Source organism: Paenibacillus sp. J22P169, from assembly GCF_059691995.1.
In genome coordinates, this window is record NZ_JCAUAO010000001.1 from 2058417 (window position 1) to 2076939 (window position 18523).

The 18523-nt window shown below is 45.9% G+C and carries 16 protein-coding genes and 1 pseudogene; 2 read left to right on the forward strand and 15 right to left on the reverse strand.

From position 1 onward, the window contains the following. Position 1: 1 nt before the first annotated feature. From AC58QG_RS09765 to AC58QG_RS09790, 6 genes are all read right to left on the reverse strand, one after another. Positions 2 to 304, reverse strand: coding sequence for a hypothetical protein (locus tag AC58QG_RS09765; protein WP_497361855.1), 303 nt, complete (start codon positions 302 to 304; stop codon positions 2 to 4). A 241-nt stretch (positions 305 to 545) separates the two neighbouring features. Next, positions 546 to 1418, reverse strand: a complete 873-nt coding sequence (locus tag AC58QG_RS09770) for a sugar phosphate isomerase/epimerase family protein (protein WP_497361856.1) — start codon at positions 1416 to 1418, stop codon at positions 546 to 548. Positions 1419 to 1451: 33 nt separating this feature from the next. Continuing rightward, positions 1452 to 2312, reverse strand: coding sequence for a sugar phosphate isomerase/epimerase family protein (locus AC58QG_RS09775; protein WP_497361857.1), 861 nt, complete (start codon positions 2310 to 2312; stop codon positions 1452 to 1454). A 31-nt stretch (positions 2313 to 2343) separates the two neighbouring features. Continuing rightward, the gene (locus AC58QG_RS09780; RefSeq protein WP_497361858.1) at positions 2344 to 3408 is read right to left on the reverse strand and encodes a Gfo/Idh/MocA family protein; all 1065 of its coding nucleotides are present in this window, start codon (positions 3406 to 3408) and stop codon (positions 2344 to 2346) included. 162 nt (positions 3409 to 3570) lie between these two features. Beyond that, positions 3571 to 4539 carry a quinone oxidoreductase family protein gene (locus AC58QG_RS09785; RefSeq protein WP_497361859.1) on the reverse strand — a complete coding sequence of 323 codons (969 nt, stop codon included), beginning with the start codon at positions 4537 to 4539 and terminating at the stop codon, positions 3571 to 3573. A gap of 157 nt (positions 4540 to 4696) precedes the next feature. Continuing rightward, positions 4697 to 6361, reverse strand: a complete 1665-nt coding sequence (locus AC58QG_RS09790; protein WP_497361860.1) for a putative bifunctional diguanylate cyclase/phosphodiesterase — start codon at positions 6359 to 6361, stop codon at positions 4697 to 4699. Positions 6362 to 6590: 229 nt separating this feature from the next. Here AC58QG_RS09790 and AC58QG_RS09795 point away from each other — a divergent pair, with 229 nt between their 5' ends. Beyond that, positions 6591 to 7355 (forward strand): phytanoyl-CoA dioxygenase family protein, encoded by a 765-nt coding sequence (locus tag AC58QG_RS09795; RefSeq protein ID WP_497361861.1) that lies wholly within the window; start codon positions 6591 to 6593, stop codon positions 7353 to 7355. Between the two features lie 89 nt (positions 7356 to 7444). Then, the gene (locus AC58QG_RS09800; RefSeq protein WP_497361862.1) at positions 7445 to 8275 is read left to right on the forward strand and encodes a helix-turn-helix domain-containing protein; all 831 of its coding nucleotides are present in this window, start codon (positions 7445 to 7447) and stop codon (positions 8273 to 8275) included. Positions 8276 to 8357: 82 nt separating this feature from the next. Here the strand turns inward: AC58QG_RS09800 and AC58QG_RS09805 are convergent, their stop codons facing one another. The 9 genes and pseudogenes from AC58QG_RS09805 to AC58QG_RS09845 all read right to left on the reverse strand — a co-directional run bounded on the left by AC58QG_RS09805 (position 8358) and on the right by AC58QG_RS09845 (position 18380). Next, entirely contained in the window at positions 8358 to 10190 is a 1833-nt protein-coding gene (locus AC58QG_RS09805) for a heparinase II/III family protein (protein WP_497361863.1), read from the reverse strand. Between the two features lie 177 nt (positions 10191 to 10367). Next, complete coding sequence (locus AC58QG_RS09810) at positions 10368 to 11000, reverse strand: SGNH/GDSL hydrolase family protein (RefSeq protein WP_497361864.1); 633 nt, start codon at positions 10998 to 11000, stop codon at positions 10368 to 10370. A 171-nt stretch (positions 11001 to 11171) separates the two neighbouring features. Beyond that, a complete protein-coding gene (locus AC58QG_RS09815; protein WP_497361865.1) occupies positions 11172 to 11342 on the reverse strand; it encodes a Spo0E family sporulation regulatory protein-aspartic acid phosphatase in 171 nt (56 codons plus the stop codon). A 128-nt stretch (positions 11343 to 11470) separates the two neighbouring features. After that, positions 11471 to 12271, reverse strand: a complete 801-nt coding sequence (locus AC58QG_RS09820) for a polysaccharide deacetylase family protein (RefSeq protein WP_497361866.1) — start codon at positions 12269 to 12271, stop codon at positions 11471 to 11473. 76 nt (positions 12272 to 12347) lie between these two features. Next, positions 12348 to 13415 (reverse strand): dihydrodipicolinate synthase family protein, encoded by a 1068-nt coding sequence (locus tag AC58QG_RS09825; protein ID WP_497361867.1) that lies wholly within the window; start codon positions 13413 to 13415, stop codon positions 12348 to 12350. A gap of 2 nt (positions 13416 to 13417) precedes the next feature. Then, on the reverse strand, positions 13418 to 14434 hold the full coding sequence (locus AC58QG_RS09830) for an NAD-dependent epimerase/dehydratase family protein (protein ID WP_497361868.1): 1017 nt from the start codon (positions 14432 to 14434) through the stop codon (positions 13418 to 13420). 164 nt (positions 14435 to 14598) lie between these two features. Continuing rightward, positions 14599 to 15951: a GGDEF domain-containing protein gene (locus tag AC58QG_RS09835; protein ID WP_497361869.1), complete on the reverse strand. Its 1353-nt coding sequence runs from the start codon at positions 15949 to 15951 to the stop codon at positions 14599 to 14601. Positions 15952 to 16038: 87 nt separating this feature from the next. Next, positions 16039 to 17421, reverse strand: a pseudogene (locus tag AC58QG_RS09840) (ADP-ribosylglycohydrolase family protein). A gap of 41 nt (positions 17422 to 17462) precedes the next feature. Continuing rightward, positions 17463 to 18380 carry a nucleoside hydrolase gene (locus tag AC58QG_RS09845; RefSeq protein ID WP_497361870.1) on the reverse strand — a complete coding sequence of 306 codons (918 nt, stop codon included), beginning with the start codon at positions 18378 to 18380 and terminating at the stop codon, positions 17463 to 17465. Between the last annotated feature and the right edge of the window lie 143 nt (positions 18381 to 18523).

The window sequence follows — 18523 nt, forward strand, 5'->3', positions numbered from 1 at the left end:
CTTATGAGATTTTATGATTAGGTATGAATTCGCTATGCACTTCCAGAAGCTTTTGGACGAAAATCTCAAAGTCTCGCAGATTCGACGAAAATTTGAAATCGGTTACACCTGTGTGGAAATCAATAACAGTTAAGGCGACGCGATTAAGGGGGTACTCAGGAATCGGTTCAGAGGCAAGTGAAATATTTTTGAAAGGGTAAATGGATGTTTCACCGTAGAAACGAAGCACTGTTAAATGATCATCTCTCAACTCCAACGAAATCTGCTGTTCCGAATCCGTGAAACTCTTCAGTGTACTCATCATAAATCAATCCTCCTCTTGTCCTCTATTTTACTCTCATTCTGGCACATTAAGAAGCCCAATTTGTAAATATTTGTTACAGAATCTTTGCTCTGTCGGCAGACATGCTGACATTACAGCGTATGCTGCAATTCGCACTTGGTCTAGGTATGAGAAAAAAATCTATTAAAGTTCCAATAGGATGAGCGACCGCGTTCTATTTGGGAGCAGCAAAGAAACCCTCGCCATTGGCGAGGGTTATCCTTTATTTATACTTTTGAATAAAAGCAATTGCGCTGGCAATATCTTTCTCAGGCTGCTCGCCTACTTCACGTTCGATCGTTAGATAACCCTTGTAGCCAATCTCTTGCAGCGCCTTAAAGTATCGGTCGAAATCAACATGACCTTCACCTAGCGCTAGCTCACGGTACGTATCTCCGGATGTTGCTGCTTCAGCGATGTTCTCGTGGGTCATCGGCTTATAGCCAAGTGAACCATATACCTCACGCGGATCTGCTTGACGAAGTCGAATGCCATCTTTTACATGCGTGTGAACGATGTAATCCTTCAGGGTGTAGACCCCTTGAACAGGATCATCCCCAGTCACCATCACCATATTCGCTGGGTCAAAGTTAACCGAGACACCTTTGGTGGATAGGTTATCGAGGAAACTTTTCAGATGCGCCGACGTTTCAGGCCCTGTTTCCACTGCAAAATAAGCGCCTAAACTGCTCGCATAGACACCAAGCTCTTCACAAGCTTGCAGCATCGTCTGATAAATCGGATCGTTCCGATCCTCTGGCACAACGCCAATATGCGTCGTCACAACCGACGAACCCAGTTCAACAGCAAGGTCTAGAATACGCTTGGATTTTTCAATTTTTGCTGCATTCACGGTCTGATCTTGAAAGCCATGTCCACCTAAGTCGCCGCAAAGCGCTGAAATTTGAAGATCCAATGATGCGATGTAGTCACGCAACTCTTTACGCGCCGCCGGCGTTAAGTTCGCTGGGTCCATCTCACCGGAAACTGCATAAATTTGGACGCCATCCGCACCTAGTTCTTTCGACTTCTTTAATCCTTCCCGCAGTCCAAGACGCAGGCTATCTACCATAATACCGATTGGATTGATTATCATTTTGTTGAACAACTCCTTATCGCTAACTTAATGCTAGTTAATTTCATCCCACAATCTTCGGATATTCTGCAATCCAATAGATGTGCCCTTCTTGCACTCTTCCATCCCTTCAAATTCCAAAGAAATGTAACCATCATATCCCGAGCTTTTGACCACACGTAGAATCTCACGCATATTCAAATCCCCTTGTCCTACAATCGCTCCCCGCAAAAAGGTACCATAGGATGATTTGAACCAGCCTTCTCCTGGATTCTGATTGGAAGGACGTATGTAGAAATCCTTCACATGGACTATAGAAGCATAAGGAAGATTATTCGTCACAGCAGCAACGGAATCCTCGTCTACGCACACAAAATTACCAACATCCAATGTTGTCCTGAAATTTTCACGATCAACGGCATGAATCAGGGCTTGAACACGTTCACTATGCTGCACAAAGAATCCGTGATTCTCAACGCTGGTAACAATTCCAAACTGGTTCGCATAGTCAGCAATCTGACGGCACGCTTCAGCTAACCGATCCAGGTTGGCGTTGAAATTTCGAATCGAGAGATCCTCACTTCGAGCAACATCGTGCCGCATTTTGGTAACGCCCAATCTGGCAGCAAGATCGACCTCGCCCTTCACTCGCTCAATTTCCTGTAGATACTGCTCCTCAGTCTCTGTTAGGAAATTAGCGCCAATGGCGTAATTGGAAATAGCTATACCTCGGGCCTGAGCTTTCTCACGAATCGCATCCGCAAGCGCAAAGTTACCCGGTAAGTCATACCCCAACGGCACAATCTCGACATGTTCACCTCCCTGATCCGCAATCCAATCGATAACATCCATGATCGACATCTCGCCAGACCTTAACGCCTGATACAAGCTATATGTGCTTACCCCGAGCTTCATACGTGCTCCTCCTTAGTTCCGATACGTCGGACTATAATCTGATTTCTTGCCCCTTCGCAGCTGATTCATATATGCCGCAAAGAATTTTCATCATTTCAAGACCATCTTCCACCGGACTAATCGGAGTTTGGCCTGTTTGACAGCAAGAAACGAAATGATTGATTTCATTTTGGAAAGCGCTGCTGATGTCAATCGACTTGTTATTGATTTGAGGTGTCACATTCGTAATCGTATCCAAGATCTCCGTTACAAACACAATCTCAGGCTCAAGTTCAACGCCGCCTTTATCACCATATAGCTTGACAGCGATTTCATCCTTCTTAGCATGAAGCGTGAAACTCACATCCACCATGAGGGAAGCCCCATTCTCAAAACGGATCAAAACATTCGCCAAATCCTCAACGGTATTGCGTTCCGCATCATAATCAGCTGCTTTATAAAAGGATAAGTTCTTCACATTCTTCCGATTTCCTAGCTTGTTGTACGTATGTCCGCTCACAGCAACCGGCTTCGGTCTGCCCATCAAGTACCAACACACATCAATCACATGTACACCAATATCAATCAGCGGACCGCCACCTGAACGTTCAACATCCGAGAACCACCCGCCAGGATTCCCTAATCGACGGAGACACGATGCTTTCGCATAATAAATCTCACCCAATTGACCATTATCTATAAAATGCTTCACAAGCTGTGCATTCGTATCATATCTTCGCACAAATCCAACTTGAAGAATCTTCCCTGTTTCACGAACCGCATCTTGAATGCGTTGCGCTTCTTCCACAGTTTTGCATAGCGGCTTTTCTACCAATACATGCTTGCCAGCATGAAGAGCAGCAATACTGATCTCTGCGTGCGTATTGTTCCATGTACAAATACTAACCGCATCAATCTCCGGGTTTGCCAAAAGCTCTTTATAGTCTGTATAAATATGAGCAATGTCATATTTCTCCGCTTTCGCGGCTGCACGTTCACGATTAAGGTCGCAGACAGCAACGATAACAGCATCCTCTGATTTCGTATATGACGCAAAGTGCAAATCTGAAATTGAACCTGCACCAATAACACCAATTCTCAATTTGTTTATGCTCATTGCACATTCAAGCCTCCTTTAAATATCTACTCTTTAAAGTTAACATGCTTTGGGCATAGCGAGAATATCTAGAATAAGCAGCTGCATGGACTATATGTTCAAAATTATTGTTGAAAATAAAGCGGTAACCCTAGAACTTCTCTAAGAATTACCGCTTCTGTCTCAAGGGATGAGTAAAATCTTGCCAGTAGACTGTCTACTCTCGAGTAATTTGTGTGCTTCTGCGCCATTCTTCAAGGAGAACGTTGTCAGTGTATCCATTCTCAAGCTTCCGTCTCGAAGCGCATCGAACAAATCATTGGCTCGCTTCATGCGATTGTCTAAGCTAGTCACGTGATTCCAGAGGTCGCCGCCCGTTAAGGTTTTGGAAGTATCCATCAACATCCTCGGATCCACAGGCGCTGGATCTCCTCCTGCCATGCCATAGAACACGACAGTCCCCTTGGTTCGAACCGCGGCAAAGCTATCCATTAAGGTTGAGCCTACTGAATCGTAGACAACTTGAACACCGCTTTTCTCAGTTGACCATTGCTTTACCCCATAAACCCAGTCCGAAGAATAGAGGAGGACTTCATCTGCACCCGCGTCTAGGGCAACTTGTTTCTTGCCTTCGGATGAGGTGAGTCCGATTACCCTTGCATCTTTCCTTTTGCACAATTGGATCAAAAGCTGTCCCACACCGCCTGCCGCGGCATGGATGAGCACTTCATCTCCCGCTTGAACACGATAGCTATCGTTCACTAAGTAATGCGCGGTCATGCCTTGCAGCAGAAGTCCAGCCGCATGTTCAAAGGAGATGTCCGCAGGCAGCGGAATCGCGCGGTCTACAGGAACGGCGACTAGCTCCGCATTCGCAAAGGGAACGTCGGCAAATGCGATGCGATCCCCAATTTGAATATGCTTGATATGCCCAGGCACCTGCTCGACTATCCCCGCGCCTTCGTACCCAAGTATGTAGGGCGGCTTCCCAGCCAAATGATAGTTACCTTTGCGCCGGTAGACGTCAGCAAAATTCAGACCTATCGCTTTTGTCCTGATTAGAAGCTGATCCGCTTCCAGAACGGGGTCTGGAATCTCCTTATATATGAGTACTTCGGGACCACCGAATTGTTCAAAAATTAATGCTCTCATGTGCAACCTCCAACGCTTAATTAACCGATGTTATTTTAACATACGCGGTGATAGAAGCAAAAATTGACAAGACTCAGAGTCCTCAAAAATACAAAAATGCCGTTATACGCAACTAGGCGTATAACGGCACATGACTACTAAACTTTTTTGTGCAAAACTATTCTCTCATAACTGATTGCTGATTTGCCAGAACCAAATCCCTTGGCAATTCCGTATAATGTGTGGGTTTATTAATAAAGTAGCCTTGTATGCCCCAGCACTGCATGTCCGCGAGCATGTGGAAATGAACACTCGTTTCAATGCCTTCTGCGACAACCTGTAAATTCAGTGCTTTGGCCATAGCTAGTATAGCCGCGATCAGCGGGACATTCCCATCCGCGATGAAAATGCGGTCGATCTTCAGCTTATCAATCGGCAGAAGCGTTAACATGCTTAACGACGAATAGCCCGTTCCGAAATCATCCAAAGCAATCGTAAACCCAGCCATCCGCAGCTTACTCAAGATGAGCTGCACTTCTTGCAGCGAGTGAAGGGTCGTGCTTTCGGTAATTTCTAATTCCATGGCGGGTGGTTCCACACCCTCCTCTTTCAAAATTTGCAATACCTCTTGGGCAAAGCTCTCCTCATTTAATTGAATACGCGAGATGTTGACCGATATTTTGAATAGAGGACCGTAGATCTCCTTCAGTTGATGCCAATCCTTGCAAGCTTGACGGATAACCCAATAGCCGATGGGTACGATGAGACCTGTTTCCTCCGCAATGGGGATGAAATCATTGGGCTGCATATGTCCACCATTCTCGCTGCTCCATCTCAGGAGTGCTTCAGCACCAACAGCTCGCCCGGAAGCCGGATTATAAATCAGCTGGTACTGCAAATGCAGCTCATTCTTTTCAATAGCTTGCGAGAGGGCTAGTTCATGAATGAAATTTTCCACATGATTATATCGAGATGAGGCTTCAAACAAATGATAACGCTTTCGACCTGCTCCTTTGGCTGTGTATAGAGCGATATCTGCTTGCTTTAGCAAATCTTGAATCGTTTCTTCGTGCTTTCGCTCTGCAATTCCGATACTCACATTCACTTTCACCGCATGTTCATCTACTTTGAAAGGATCATGAAACAGCTGACTCAGCTGCTCTGCCGTCTCTTCGACACGTAGCGATAGCATGGAATCTACGACCACGAATTCGTCTCCCCCTAAGCGAACAAGCGAATAACGACTATCTCCAAATACTTCAATAAGGCGGCATGCCACTTCTACAAGCACGGAATCTCCCGCCTGATGGCCAAACGTATCATTAATATTTTTGAAATTGTCCAAATCCAATAAATAGATCGTTGATGGCTCTACGACATGCTCTAATAAATATCTGCGATTAAACAGATTAGAAAGATCATCTTGGTACGCATAGCTGTACAAAATATTCTCATGCTGTTTTCGCTCTGTAATATCCCGAGTCACTGAAAAAATAAAGCTTACATTCCCATTCTCGTCCAAAATAGGCGTTAAAATGCTCTCGCCGCTTATCGTCCCATTGGGTAATTTAACGCCATCCTCGTACCGTATCGTGCGGCGTTCCTCGAGAACCCGGGCATATTTTTTATATAAGTAGTCCGCCATTTGACTCGAATTGGACTCAAAAAAAGATGTCCCCATTCGATCCATCGTGATCCCACTAAATTTCGTTGCGGCTTGGTTAACGTAGAAATACATAATCTCCGCACCAGATACCTTCATAATGTAAATAGAGTCTTCAATATCATCCAGCATCATTTGCAGTAAATTCAAATCCATTGTTGTCGTTGCAGGAATTGTCATCCGTAGAACCCCTTTATCCGAATAACCTAAGCTGTAAGCCCTAGCTGGGCCGTTTGTACTATCAATTCAACACGGTCCTACTCATTTCCTTCCTAGATGGTCCTATGCCAATTAAAACAATCGTTTTGTGCTATTCATAATCGTTTTACTTCCTTACTCTGAAGGGCTGTGAGATTTACAATTACATTATGCAAGAAATTAGAGCTAACTCACATGGGAGGTTACATGTATGATAACAAAAGGCGATCCATTCTCACTCACCCAGTATGCCAACGAAGGCTATAGCGGACCTATGCAAGGACTAACATTGGAAGAATCCGATATGTACTATAATCGATTCTTCGAGGTGATCGAACAAAATAAATTTGAGCCGGGTCCCACCAAAATGAACCTGTCCGCCTGGCATCAGCGTCATCATTGGGCTTATACGCTCGCTACGCACCCGAGCATCGTTAACGCGATGAAACAGATTCTAGGAGATGACTTAGTGTTATGGGCCATGCATTTCTGGTACAAAGAACCTAATAATGATAAATTCATTCCTTGGCACCAGGATATCAATTATTGGCCCATGGAACCTGCGATCAATGCGACAGCTTGGGTGAGCTTGGGATGGTCGATTCGTGAGAACGGTTGCCTCCGCGTGATTCCAGGAACGCACAAATCGTTCGTCACGCATGTTGCAACTGGGACCGACCAAAGTGCATTCGAGCAAGGCCTGCCAGCAGAGTCGGTTGACGAATCCTTAGCCATCGACTTAGAGATGTCGCCTGGTCAGATTGCTTTTTTCAATGAAGCTACCTTCCATGGCTCTGAAAATAATAAGTCAAATATTCCTCGCGTAGCCTTCTCGGTACGATATACGACCCCAGAGGTCAAGTTCAAAATCGACGAATGGGGCGGCGATACCTCGCGCATCCGCACCTTCCTAGTGAACGGTGAAGATCGGTTGAAACGAAATGAAGATATTAAAGGCGTCGTGCCGCAGGCTTAAAATGGGCCACTCCTCCTCACCTCGTCTAGTCGCTGCGAACATGATAGAATAATAAGAACAGACGAGACACGGGTGCGGAGGGATACGCATTGAATTCTTTTCAGATGATGATTGAAGCGTTAGAGATCCGATTTCTGCATATTACACAATATCAGCTTGATTATCACTGGCAGGCCAAAGGGCGCACACTCCGACACTGTGTGATGTGGTATGTGCATAAGGGAAGCTTCCAACTTGAGATTGATCATACGGACTTGCGTTGTAAAGAGGGTCACATCATCATTCTGCCTGCCCAAAGCTTGATCAGCTTTCACGCCATTTCTGATGAACTGTTGTTAACCAGCATTAACTTTGATGCCGAAATCTCATTAGTCAGCAATCGAAGCTGGGTGCAGCTTTTGAATTTGCCGCTTTTATATGAGGATAGCGCAAACTTGGTTGAACCCGTTATTCACGAGATGCTTGCCTCTGAACGGGATGCGACTCCTTATATTCATTTGCTGCAGCAGGCTTCATTGCTCCGTATCTTGTATTCGCTGCTGCATACGCGAGGCGTGGCTGAGCCCAGCTCCAGTTACTCGCACCTGGACAAACGGATCCATACCATCATCCATTTTCTACATGCGCATCCGCAGCGAATGCCGGAAATTAAGGAACTGGCGGAGCTGGTACAGCTTAGTGACTCCCATTTGCGCAAATTGTTTATCAAACAAACAGGACAAGCACCGCTCCATTTCGTTCATAGCATCAAAATTGAACAAGCCAAGAAGCTCCTTGCAACTAGTGTGAAGCCTGTCTCGCAAATTTCATATGAGCTTGGCGTGGAGAATGCGAACTATTTCTCTCGAATGTTCAAGATCAAAACAGGCTTAACCCCTATACAATATCGCCAACAGTTCGGACTATGGTTGAATGCGTAGTAAAGAAAAACCTCCAGCTCATTTCCGATCATCTCTGCACGTGCAGCGGATACCAGAAAAAAGCGGAGGTTTTAAGTTATTTTCACCCTAATTCCAACGTCACTACAATCCTCACTTGATCTCCCACCTCAGCTGCAGCTAGATCAATCAAGTAAACAATCTCCGTACCACCCTCATGATTCTGATGCTCCACAGTATGAATCGATGCTTTCAACTGTTTCGCATCATATCGTATCAGCTGCTGAGGTTGGTCATTGGCCATAGACGCAGCACCCACCCGAATCTCGCCATCCTGTACGATGACTGGCTTATGCTGTGTAATGAAGCGTTCCGTTACCGCTGCGCCAGATTCACGGAATTCGAAAGAATCCGAAAGGGTCAACTTGCCTTGCTGTTTATCAAAGTCGAAACTTCGCTCGAGCCTCTCAAGTGTAGGCTCAACATACGCCTTAGTCAGATCCAACGTGAACCTGTCACTAGCAGCTGTGAGATCAGCAGCGAGTACCTCCGCACGATGTGCGATGCCCGCCTGCTGGTAGTTGCCGTTAATGATCGGAACGCTGTGACCTGCTGAGCTGTTACACAGAATAGAATATCGCTCATCACCGAAATACTGCTTAGTGTATAAACCCGCTCCCAAATCTTCGAACCATCTGACCCCATCTACGATCCATATGAAATGTCCAATGTCATTATGATTATGGGGCTCATCGTTATGACCGCCTTTGGCAGCAAAACTGACGAATTGCTTCCCTACCTTTGCTCGGCTCACCATCCATTGTGCTTCTGACAGGAAGTCTGTCTGCAGCGGCATCTCCTCACGTTCGCGAAGCAGCGGTTCATTCAACCACACAACATTACGCACGGCACTTGCGAAGCGTCCGCAATGATCAACGGCAAGTGGCTGATTATCTAACGTTGGAATCCGAATCTCCGCAAACTGCTCACATAACCGGCTGAAAATACCAATTTGAATGCCATTCTTCCTAGCACAGTCGGAGAAATTGGCAATATGGTTGCCTTGCAAGAAACATCGCTGTGGGAACTGAGCGACTTTGCGTGCCTTGGCATCCGATTGGAGGATATCCACTTTGCCTCCCGTACGCTGCTTCAACAACTCGCTGAAATACACGTAATAGCCAAACCCGTAGTACCAGTAGCCTAATCCTTCCAAACAAGCGCCTTCTTCTGAAAACCCTTCAAGGAAGCAATCCATCGACGCGAGAACGCGTCCAATAATCGGCATCAGTGCTTTCGAATCAGGTATCAGGTAAATCGCAGCCATACCAATATTCCCCGCACAAACCGCGGACCAGTTAATCTCGCATGTTTCCCACCAATAGGCTCTCTTGAGGGTCATATACGGCTCGAGCACTCGCGCCATTATCTCACGTTGCACTCTTCTGACTACCAAACCATTAAGCTGAGCTCGGAATATATGGCAAGTCTCACTTAGCGCATGAGCTGTTTCTGAAGCAAATAAATCAATATGTTTGAATTCTTCTCCCTCAACTGCAGGATCATGATTCATTAAATGTGCTGGCAAACACCACGTATATTCATCGCAAATCGCCCAAATGGTATCTTCCAACGCCGACAGATAAGGCTCAATCCCATCTTTCAAAGCGGCCACGACCAAAGCTGCTAAGCGCCGACGGCGATCAAAATAGAGCGTTTCGAACTCCATTCGCAATCCCTTTGAACGAAATAAATCCCACTCTTTGAAGGGTAATGCCGCGATCGGTTTGCTTTCAAATTCGTGTACCAATGGTGTGATCTCGTTATAAACCGAAGTGAGCAGGGGGCTCTCCGTTTGGATCATAGGTGCATTGACCACCTGCAAGGCTTCATGAAACAAGCTACCGTGATCAGCTTCAGCTTCTAACAATGCTTCTAATAATAATCGACTATTCATAGATAATCCTCCCTACGTACACACTTTACGTTTTACTATAAACCTACCTTATACTCATAAACTAGCCAAAATATTGACCACTCTACGTCAAATAATGACTAATTTACATCAAAATTAAGAAAAGCTTCTCGCAAGGTGCGGAAGCTTTCATTTCATTTCCTGACGATATCCAATTCCTTACTCTGCTGCCCCAACGGCCTTCAACCAGGCATTTGCAATTAAGGCATGGCCAGCTGGTGATGGGTGCACGCCATCCGGTGCCCAGAAAGCGCTATCAGCTTGTGTAGAAGCTTGGGCAAATAAACCATCTAAACATAGTAAACGCGCGCCGAATTCTCTAGCTAATTCACGAACAGCCGTAATCTTAGGGTCCAAATCTTCTCTCCATAGCTTGCGATCTTCAGGCACAGGTAGAACAAATGGCTCGATGAGAAGCAGCTTCGCTCCCATGCTCGCCGTTTGGTCTAGTACCTGACGATATCCCTCTTTGAATTTCTCCGTTGAGGTCCCATCATTCCGGTCAAATCTGCGCCACGTATCATTAATGCCAATATAAATCGAAACCAGATTTGGTTTCAAATCCAAACAGTCTTGCTGCCACCGTTCCTGCAAATCAGGAACACGATTACCAGACACCCCGCGGTTTAAGAATGTAACCTGTTTCTCCGGATATTTCGCTGAAAACTGAGCAGCTGTCATAAGTGCATAGCCTCTGCCTAAATCATTGCCATTGTCACGAATGCGTCCAGCATCCGTAATACTATCTCCTTGAAATAGAACGATATCTCCTTGCTCCAACCATACTGCCATTCGAACGAACCCTCCTTTGATTTACCAAGCCTTCTTCTTGCCTATCCATAAATTCCTCACAAATTATACCATGTCATTCGGATCGCGTGAACAAAGAATATCTGCGAGCCTTGGCTTAAAAACATAAAAAAACCGAGATTCACACCCATAAGTGTGGACTCGGTTTCTTTATTACGCAATGGTCCGTATAAAAAGGTAATGATAATAGGTATTCAACAGTTCATCCAGCTCGATAGAAAGTTTCAATACCGTTTCAGACAATAGGCCGTATGTTTGACTAGCAAGATTCAGCTCATTGCGTACTGCTTCAATCTTCTCTTCCAACTCATATCGTTGACCCATATTGATCCCCCCGATTTAGAACTTCCTACTGTGGATAACTCACATGTTTTGTTACCTTTATCATAATTGATGATTGTTAAGAAACTATTAGCAAACTATTCGAAATCACGAAATTTCACAAATAAATACTAGATGTTGATCAATTGACCTGCTTGAACTACTACCTGTTCTCCTTCAACACTTAACCAGACTGGGATCGCCGAAGGATTATGGATCATCTGGCAATTAGCAGAGAAGCGAAGACGTTCAACCGCTTGCATGTACGCCACAATTTCAGCATTGGTTGCAAACCAAATGTCGGATCTGCCTTTTACTTTTTCACCGAATTGCTCAAGCAGCTCCCAGTTGTTATCATTCTCAAACTCATAACTATGTCCCCATACATACAACAACGACACCCGAGAATGTCTCTGCTCTAGCTGTACGAATGCATCGGCCTGCTCGAGCATGTTTTTATGATGACAGGTTGGATGCCACCGCAAAAAATCTTGCGGCATTTGAAAGCCGCCGTGGCTAGAAACCGTCCGCGCATATTCCATGCCTAGCGTAGGAAGTGCCTGGATCACGCGCTCTGAATATGTTCCGAAAGGATAGCTCATTCCGCGCACAGGATAGCCAACTAAGGATTCCAATGCTTCGCGATCATGCGAAATTTCTCGCACGATTTGGTCCATTGGCGATTGCTCTAGAAAGGGATGATCAATGGTATGAGCAGATACCTCATGTCCTTCGAATAACGAGGCCACTTCAGATGCTTCAATATACCCTTCTTTCCCCAAAAATCCACTGTTCAAATGAAACGTTCCTTTAATCCCGTATTCATTCAATATACGCACGAGCCTGCGATCATGTACCTTCCCATCATCGTAACTTAGCGTTAAAGCTTTGGTGACACCTTGTGGAAACCGATCAAATCGAATGCGGCGCATAGGAATCCCTCCAAAATAAGTCAATTTCATACTATCAATGTATCAGAAACTTCTTTGGCGGGCTATCATTTCCTAATTAGGACAACCAATTCGAGAGATTCGTCTTCACAAAGGCATCATCATTCAAATGAGGATAATCTTTGTACATGCGGTCGATTTCTTCCGATTGGCCTGGTGACAATTCTTCATGTGGATTCAAACACCATGTCCCCTTCAACAATCCTTGTCGACGAAGTACTTCATGAATACCAGGAATACAACCTGCGAAGCCATTGGCGGGATCGAAGAACGCTGCGTTCGCTTCGGTCACTTCGATATTACGTGTAAGCCATTCGGAAGCAAGACTAGGGTTCATTCTTATTCCTTTTATCTCGTCTAACAGCTCCACCGCTTTTTGCGTCCAGACGGCCCAATGTCCAAGTAAACCGCCAACAATTCTTTTCTCTATGTTCTTACCCTCGACTTGGAATTTGTAAACAGTTAGAAGATCATTAATGATATTATCATCATTCCCTGTATATAGAGCTATTTCATCGCGGCGCTCCGAATAGCAGACAGCACGCACCACATCAATCGTTTGATAGCGGTTGAATGGGGCCATTTTGATTGCGATAATCCCTGGAATATTCGCAAATTGCTTCCAAAAATCGAAGCTGTACACCTTGCCGCCAACGGATGGCTGCAGATAGAAGCCGATGACAGGCATTTTCTCGGCAATGCGTGCTGTACGTTCCAATATTTGTGACTCTGTCCAGCCGCTCAAGCCCCCCATAGATAATAAGGCAGCATCATAGCCTAGTGAGATCGCGGTATCTGTTTCATGCTTTGCTTGATCGGTAGGACCACAAATGCCAGCCACCTTGATAAAGGGTCTGTCCAGTCCTGCGCGGTCCACTTCTTCAGCAGCCATACGAAGCACTTTCTCGTACAAATTGTATTTCGGATCGCGGATTTCAAACTGTGTGGAGTGCACACCTACGGCAATCCCCCCAGAACCCGCAGCCATATAATAGCGCGTCAATGCGCGTTGACTTTGCTCATCCAGCAACCGATCTGCGGTTAATGCAAGGGGATGTGCAGGAATGACGAGTCCATCATGAAGTGCAATTCGCTGCTCATTACTTAATTCCCGACGTACTGTCATTGTTAGAATTTCCCCTCTCGCTCTTGAAAATGAGTAGGTTTATTGATCATACTGCCCCCATGCTCTATCCACTCTGCTACCCAGTCAAACATCTGGAGAAGTGAAACACGCGGGTATCCAAACAGCTGCATACTCTTCGCCGCATTACTAAGCAACGCTGTTTCCGACTCTTGTCCTTTGAAGATGGGCTCGATGCCAAGGCGCTTGCCTAATTGCTCCGCTGCATATTTAACAGATACGGTCTCTGGTCCCGTCACGTTCAAGAAATTGGCTGGACTATGCGTAGCCGATAGGGAACGGATCGCAATATCATTTGCATCACCCTGCCAAATACAATTGAAGTGACCCATGGAAAGATCTATCGCGCGTCCTTCCTTCAACGATTTCGCAATTTCCAACAGAACGCCATAGCGTAAGTCAATGGCATAATTCAAACGATAGATCAAAACCGGTGTTCCGTTCTTGTGACTATAATGTTCAAACATCCGCTCGCGGCCAAGACAGGACTGACCGTACTCCCCGATCGGAGCTGGACTAATGGCTTCATGAGCCCCGCCATACGACACCGGTGTGAATGGGTACACATTGCCTGTTGAGAAGACGACGATCCGGGAGTTGCGATATTTCTCGGCTACTCTTCCTGGTAAGTACGCATTCATCACCCAAGTGAAATGTTCTTTCCCCGTTGTACCGAACTTAGTGCCTGCCATATAAATAACATTGGGCACATCTGGCAATGCCTGTAAAGCTTCGTCATTCAAAAGGTCACATGCAATCGTTTCTACGCCGAAGGATTGAAGCTCTTCCTGCAAGCCGCTTTCTGAGAATCGAGAAACCCCATACACCTTTTTATCAACACCTGCTGCTCGAATCGCGTTCATCGCTAACTTGGCTAAGCTCGGTCCCATCTTACCCCCGACACCTAGCAGCATAATATCCCCTTCCAATTCCCGCATAAACTGTATTAAGTCTGTGGAAGGTGTCGACATGACCTTATCCAAATCTTCTAGTGTTCTCATTCTCGCAATCTCCTCACATCATGATCTTTAATTAAGCTTCCTGACTGTAGTATACGGACTCTCGAACATAAAAGACAAATCTTTATATCGTCTTTAAATAGAAAGAAAATACCGCCCCAGAATGGCAACAGTAGCCAACGCTAGCGCGGTTATTTGTATCCTATTTATACGCCACTCGGATTAGCGGCCAATTTCTCCAGAAATCGAAGTCGGAACGTTTGCTTAGGTCTTCCTTTGGGCACCTTCACATAACCAACACTCGATATCAAATCATGATCCATCCATTGCAGCAGCAGACGATGCGTGCTTCTAACGGTTACCCCAAGGATACTCGCTAACTCATGCACTTCGTAGTCTAGCTTGCTCGTTCGCGCGACTGTCGCCATAAGACGACTCAAATACGTGGAAGTCATCCCGGCATCTTCAGCGCTCTTAAGCAGCTCCGGATCTGTCACGGACAAATCCCGACTGAGCGGATCGGCCATTTCTAGCGGCCCTATGAGTGTTTTGTCTTCACGAACAATGAAGCACGTGTTCCCGCCTGCTTCTTTGCATCTGCGCAGGGCAAGTCGGGCATGTGTACCCGCTTCATTCGCACTGCGACCAAAGCCGATTCCCATACTTAGCGAAAGACCAAGTGATTTCCAAACTTCCCGTGCGAGTGGTACCGACTTATACCCCACCGTCTCGCGTTCGAATATCCCCCTTGTTGTAAAAAACAAATACTCATCAGCGCCGAGATGCGTTAAATAGCCATCCAACGACTCGACATAGTCAATCAGTTTCCTGTGGACTTCAAGCTTGAAGCGCTGGATATCATGCTCAGTGCTCTGCTGTTGCAGCTTTTTACCGAAATCATCCACATTAATCATGCCCACTAGGATTTGCGCTTCTTTACTTCGCCGAGTTTCTGTTGAAAGGAGCGCACGCTCCAAGGCTACCGTAATGTTCTGATCGGTCGGGGTAATCCATTCGCAGGGAATCCCCTTCTTGTTCAGCGCATCAGCGACCTCAATATCGGTTGTCATTGCTGCCTTGGTTGCTCCCCTGTGGAAAGCCTCTACGTGGAATTGCATCATCGTCTCCACTTGCGGATAAGGCACACCATCATAGATCAAGAAGCTGGAAGGTGTTTCACCAATCTCCTTAACATGCCTGCCTAAGGTGGAGGACGTAAAGGAATCGATACTAAAAATCGCATCCGCCGAATGGAGCTCCGGCTTGCTGCGCAAACGATATAAGGCACTAAATAGCCCCGTGTCCGTTAGAGGGATCATATGTACAGGCAAGTGGGTAACGATATGTTCCTTTACTCGTCGGTAGAGAGTTGGTCCTGTTACAAGAAGCACTTCAACCTCCAAGAGAAGCTGCTCGGCAATCTCCGACGCCGTTTCTGCTGAACAGGCGCGCGAAATAGGCTGGAAGGATGGAAAGGACGTCGCAATAACGCTTAACACTTTATTCACCAGAGCCTCAGGCCCTAATATACCAATGGCAATTCGATTCGGACTATCCATGCATGGCGGCTCCTTACTTCATCATTATGATCAAGTATACGCCTGTTCTCGAATAAAAGACAAATCCTTATTGTGTCTTTAAGTCCATTAGAGATTCAATTTCCTAAACACTTCATAGCTGCGTACACTACACGCATGTATCGAGATCGGGTGGAAACCCGGTAGTTGTGCATACAAGGTGTCGTTTAACGGTTCGAACCAGTGGCTAGGAATTGCTTCTTTACCCAACAAAGCGCCCATAATCGAGCCAACTGTTGCACCATTGCAGTCTGTATCCCAGCCTCCAAGGACAGCCGTTGTCATGGCTTTAGTAAAATCCCCTTTGCCATGAAGGAGCGCAGCTACAACTAAAGCTGCATTATTATTCGTGTGTACGGGGTGATAATGATTAAACGTGTTCCAAATGCGTTCAACTAACGTTAATTGGTCCGAAGTAGACTTGGCAATCTCAATTGCAAGGGTAATATCCTTGGCTAATCGAGAAGTGCGGGGAATTTCACTTAGCCCTATTTGAATCACTTTCTCGATATCATCTTCGACAAATGCTGCTGAGATCATCGCTGCCACGAACATCTCACCATAGATCCCATTTTTCACATGAGAGAAAGAGGCGTCTCTCCAAGCAAGCTCAGCAGCCAACTCAGGGTTCCCCGCTGCGCCATAAGCTAACCCATCGGCCCGAATTTGAGCACCGATCCACTCGCGGAACGGATTCAGGTGCATGCGAACCCAAGCTAGCTTCTCTTACCAATCTACCGGCTTCTCAGCATGATAATGATGGGTCACTTGGGCAAAATTCAAATATGCCTGCGTCTCTGCTGTACATACAGATTGATAGGGCAATATTCGGTGCCATAGCTTTCCAATGTCCCACGTATCAAATTCAAGCCCGAATTCCTCTAACACCATGAGCCCCAATACAGTGTACCGAATATCGTCATCCGTTAGCATGAAAGATATATGCTCCCTCGTGGCTGGCTTATGGAAGGGATATATATGAATATTGTCTGTTTTTTCTGCCTCCGAATGATACGGTGCATACGTGTTGATCGGCCAGGCGTCAGCCCCTTTGAACCACTTCTCAATGTATTGCCAGCCTGTGTGCGATTCGTCCCCTGACATAAACGTCGGGTTTTCGAAGGGAAGTCCTAAGGCGCAACCTGCACAGCGCCCTAACCATGCACCATGAAACTTGTCCTTCCATTGTTTTTCCGTAAACGCGTGGTTCAATTTCCTAGGACCTTCTGGTCGAAGCTCTCTGATTTCCGCTAAGCTATTCGGCTCTTGATATGGGAAATCCGGACTTGGCTCTAATGCCATCAGCCTTTGATAAACGTCCATTAATTGAGTTTCTGTTAGCTCAGGTGATGCTTGAAGCTCCTCTTGAATTTCTTGGACATGGCACCCTTCTTCTCGTCTTTGATTCACTTCACCTTTGACCAAACCTCGCAATTGCGACCAACCTGCCACAAGTATCATCCTTTCCACTTCTATTTTAGTTGTGTCGATAACTAGCTTGAATGGCGAAGTTTGAGGAAGAAATCTCGGAATACAAGATCTCGATCAATATGATGAACATAGCGTATGAGATGTCGTGATTGATCTTGGCTCCATCTTGCCTCGTCGGACACAATCGGGCTTGATAAAAGTACACTCGGTGTGCTTGTTTCGTTAACAAGATAAGCGATCGTTGAAATATCCCATATCACACGGGAGTAGGCATAGTGATCATGATGAACTTGTTCGAACGTCTCGTATAAATACTTACCAATAACGCCTGATTCCTCAACAAAATCTTTCAACTCTGATAGCGTTGTTGTCAAATGTGAGGCAACTCCCATGCATGGAATTAACACGAGTGGGACTCCGCTATTCAAAATAACTCGTGCCGCATGGATATCTTGCACTAGATTAAATTCGCGCGTATGCTGCCAGTGGAGCGCATGGCCCCCTAGCCAAACGACTACTATGTTCTCAATGATGCGAGGTTCCATAAGAATGGCGGATGCCACGTTGGTGATCGCACCAATGGCAACAACATATAAGGGATCTTCCGGCGAGGATGCCATCGCTCGTTCTACCAGATTACGCGCTGCCTCACTTTCCACTGGTGTTTCAGGACCCGGCAAGTACGCCACTGACCCTTTATATATGGGAATGTTCGTCCGCTCCATCAGAGCTAGGATCTTGTGAAGCTCTTCATAACTCTTCTCCATGCCGTCCTTCGGTCCTGTCGACAGATCATTGAAGAAGGGCGCGGCATAGAAGGCTTCTATCTGAAGCCGCTCTGGCGATTGCAAGGCATAAACGACAGCAAACTGATCATCAATTTCATTAAAAGTATCCGTATCCAGAACCATCCGCAGCTTACCAGACTTTGGCCTCAGTCGTTGGATACGTTGTTCTTCCGTTATTAAGGGGTATTGCATACGACAACTCCTCACTTTTTATATCATGATTTGGCTTCTCAAATTGAGCAACGCGCTTGAATATACTGCTATTCTACATAAATTCGTGCTATATTTTTATCATGGATCGGCTTATTTTTTATACGATTCGGCTATCATGCTAA

Coding starts and splice junctions, on each gene's coding strand:
- AC58QG_RS09825 (WP_497361867.1), bottom strand. CDS start 13,415: ATGACAGTACGTCGGGAATTAAGTAATGAGCAGCGAATTGCACTTCAT.
- AC58QG_RS09775 (WP_497361857.1), bottom strand. CDS start 2,312: ATGAAGCTCGGGGTAAGCACATATAGCTTGTATCAGGCGTTAAGGTCT.
- AC58QG_RS09820 (WP_497361866.1), bottom strand. CDS start 12,271: ATGCGCCGCATTCGATTTGATCGGTTTCCACAAGGTGTCACCAAAGCT.
- AC58QG_RS09770 (WP_497361856.1), bottom strand. CDS start 1,418: ATGATAATCAATCCAATCGGTATTATGGTAGATAGCCTGCGTCTTGGA.
- AC58QG_RS09835 (WP_497361869.1), bottom strand. CDS start 15,951: ATGGATAGTCCGAATCGAATTGCCATTGGTATATTAGGGCCTGAGGCT.
- AC58QG_RS09805 (WP_497361863.1), bottom strand. CDS start 10,190: ATGAATAGTCGATTATTATTAGAAGCATTGTTAGAAGCTGAAGCTGAT.
- AC58QG_RS09845 (WP_497361870.1), bottom strand. CDS start 18,380: ATGCAATACCCCTTAATAACGGAAGAACAACGTATCCAACGACTGAGG.
- AC58QG_RS09790 (WP_497361860.1), bottom strand. CDS start 6,361: ATGACAATTCCTGCAACGACAACAATGGATTTGAATTTACTGCAAATG.
- AC58QG_RS09780 (WP_497361858.1), bottom strand. CDS start 3,408: ATGAGCATAAACAAATTGAGAATTGGTGTTATTGGTGCAGGTTCAATT.
- AC58QG_RS09815 (WP_497361865.1), bottom strand. CDS start 11,342: ATGGGTCAACGATATGAGTTGGAAGAGAAGATTGAAGCAGTACGCAAT.
- AC58QG_RS09785 (WP_497361859.1), bottom strand. CDS start 4,539: ATGAGAGCATTAATTTTTGAACAATTCGGTGGTCCCGAAGTACTCATA.
- AC58QG_RS09810 (WP_497361864.1), bottom strand. CDS start 11,000: ATGGCAGTATGGTTGGAGCAAGGAGATATCGTTCTATTTCAAGGAGAT.
- AC58QG_RS09765 (WP_497361855.1), bottom strand. CDS start 304: ATGATGAGTACACTGAAGAGTTTCACGGATTCGGAACAGCAGATTTCG.
- AC58QG_RS09830 (WP_497361868.1), bottom strand. CDS start 14,434: ATGAGAACACTAGAAGATTTGGATAAGGTCATGTCGACACCTTCCACA.
- AC58QG_RS09795 (WP_497361861.1), top strand. CDS start 6,591: ATGATAACAAAAGGCGATCCATTCTCACTCACCCAGTATGCCAACGAA.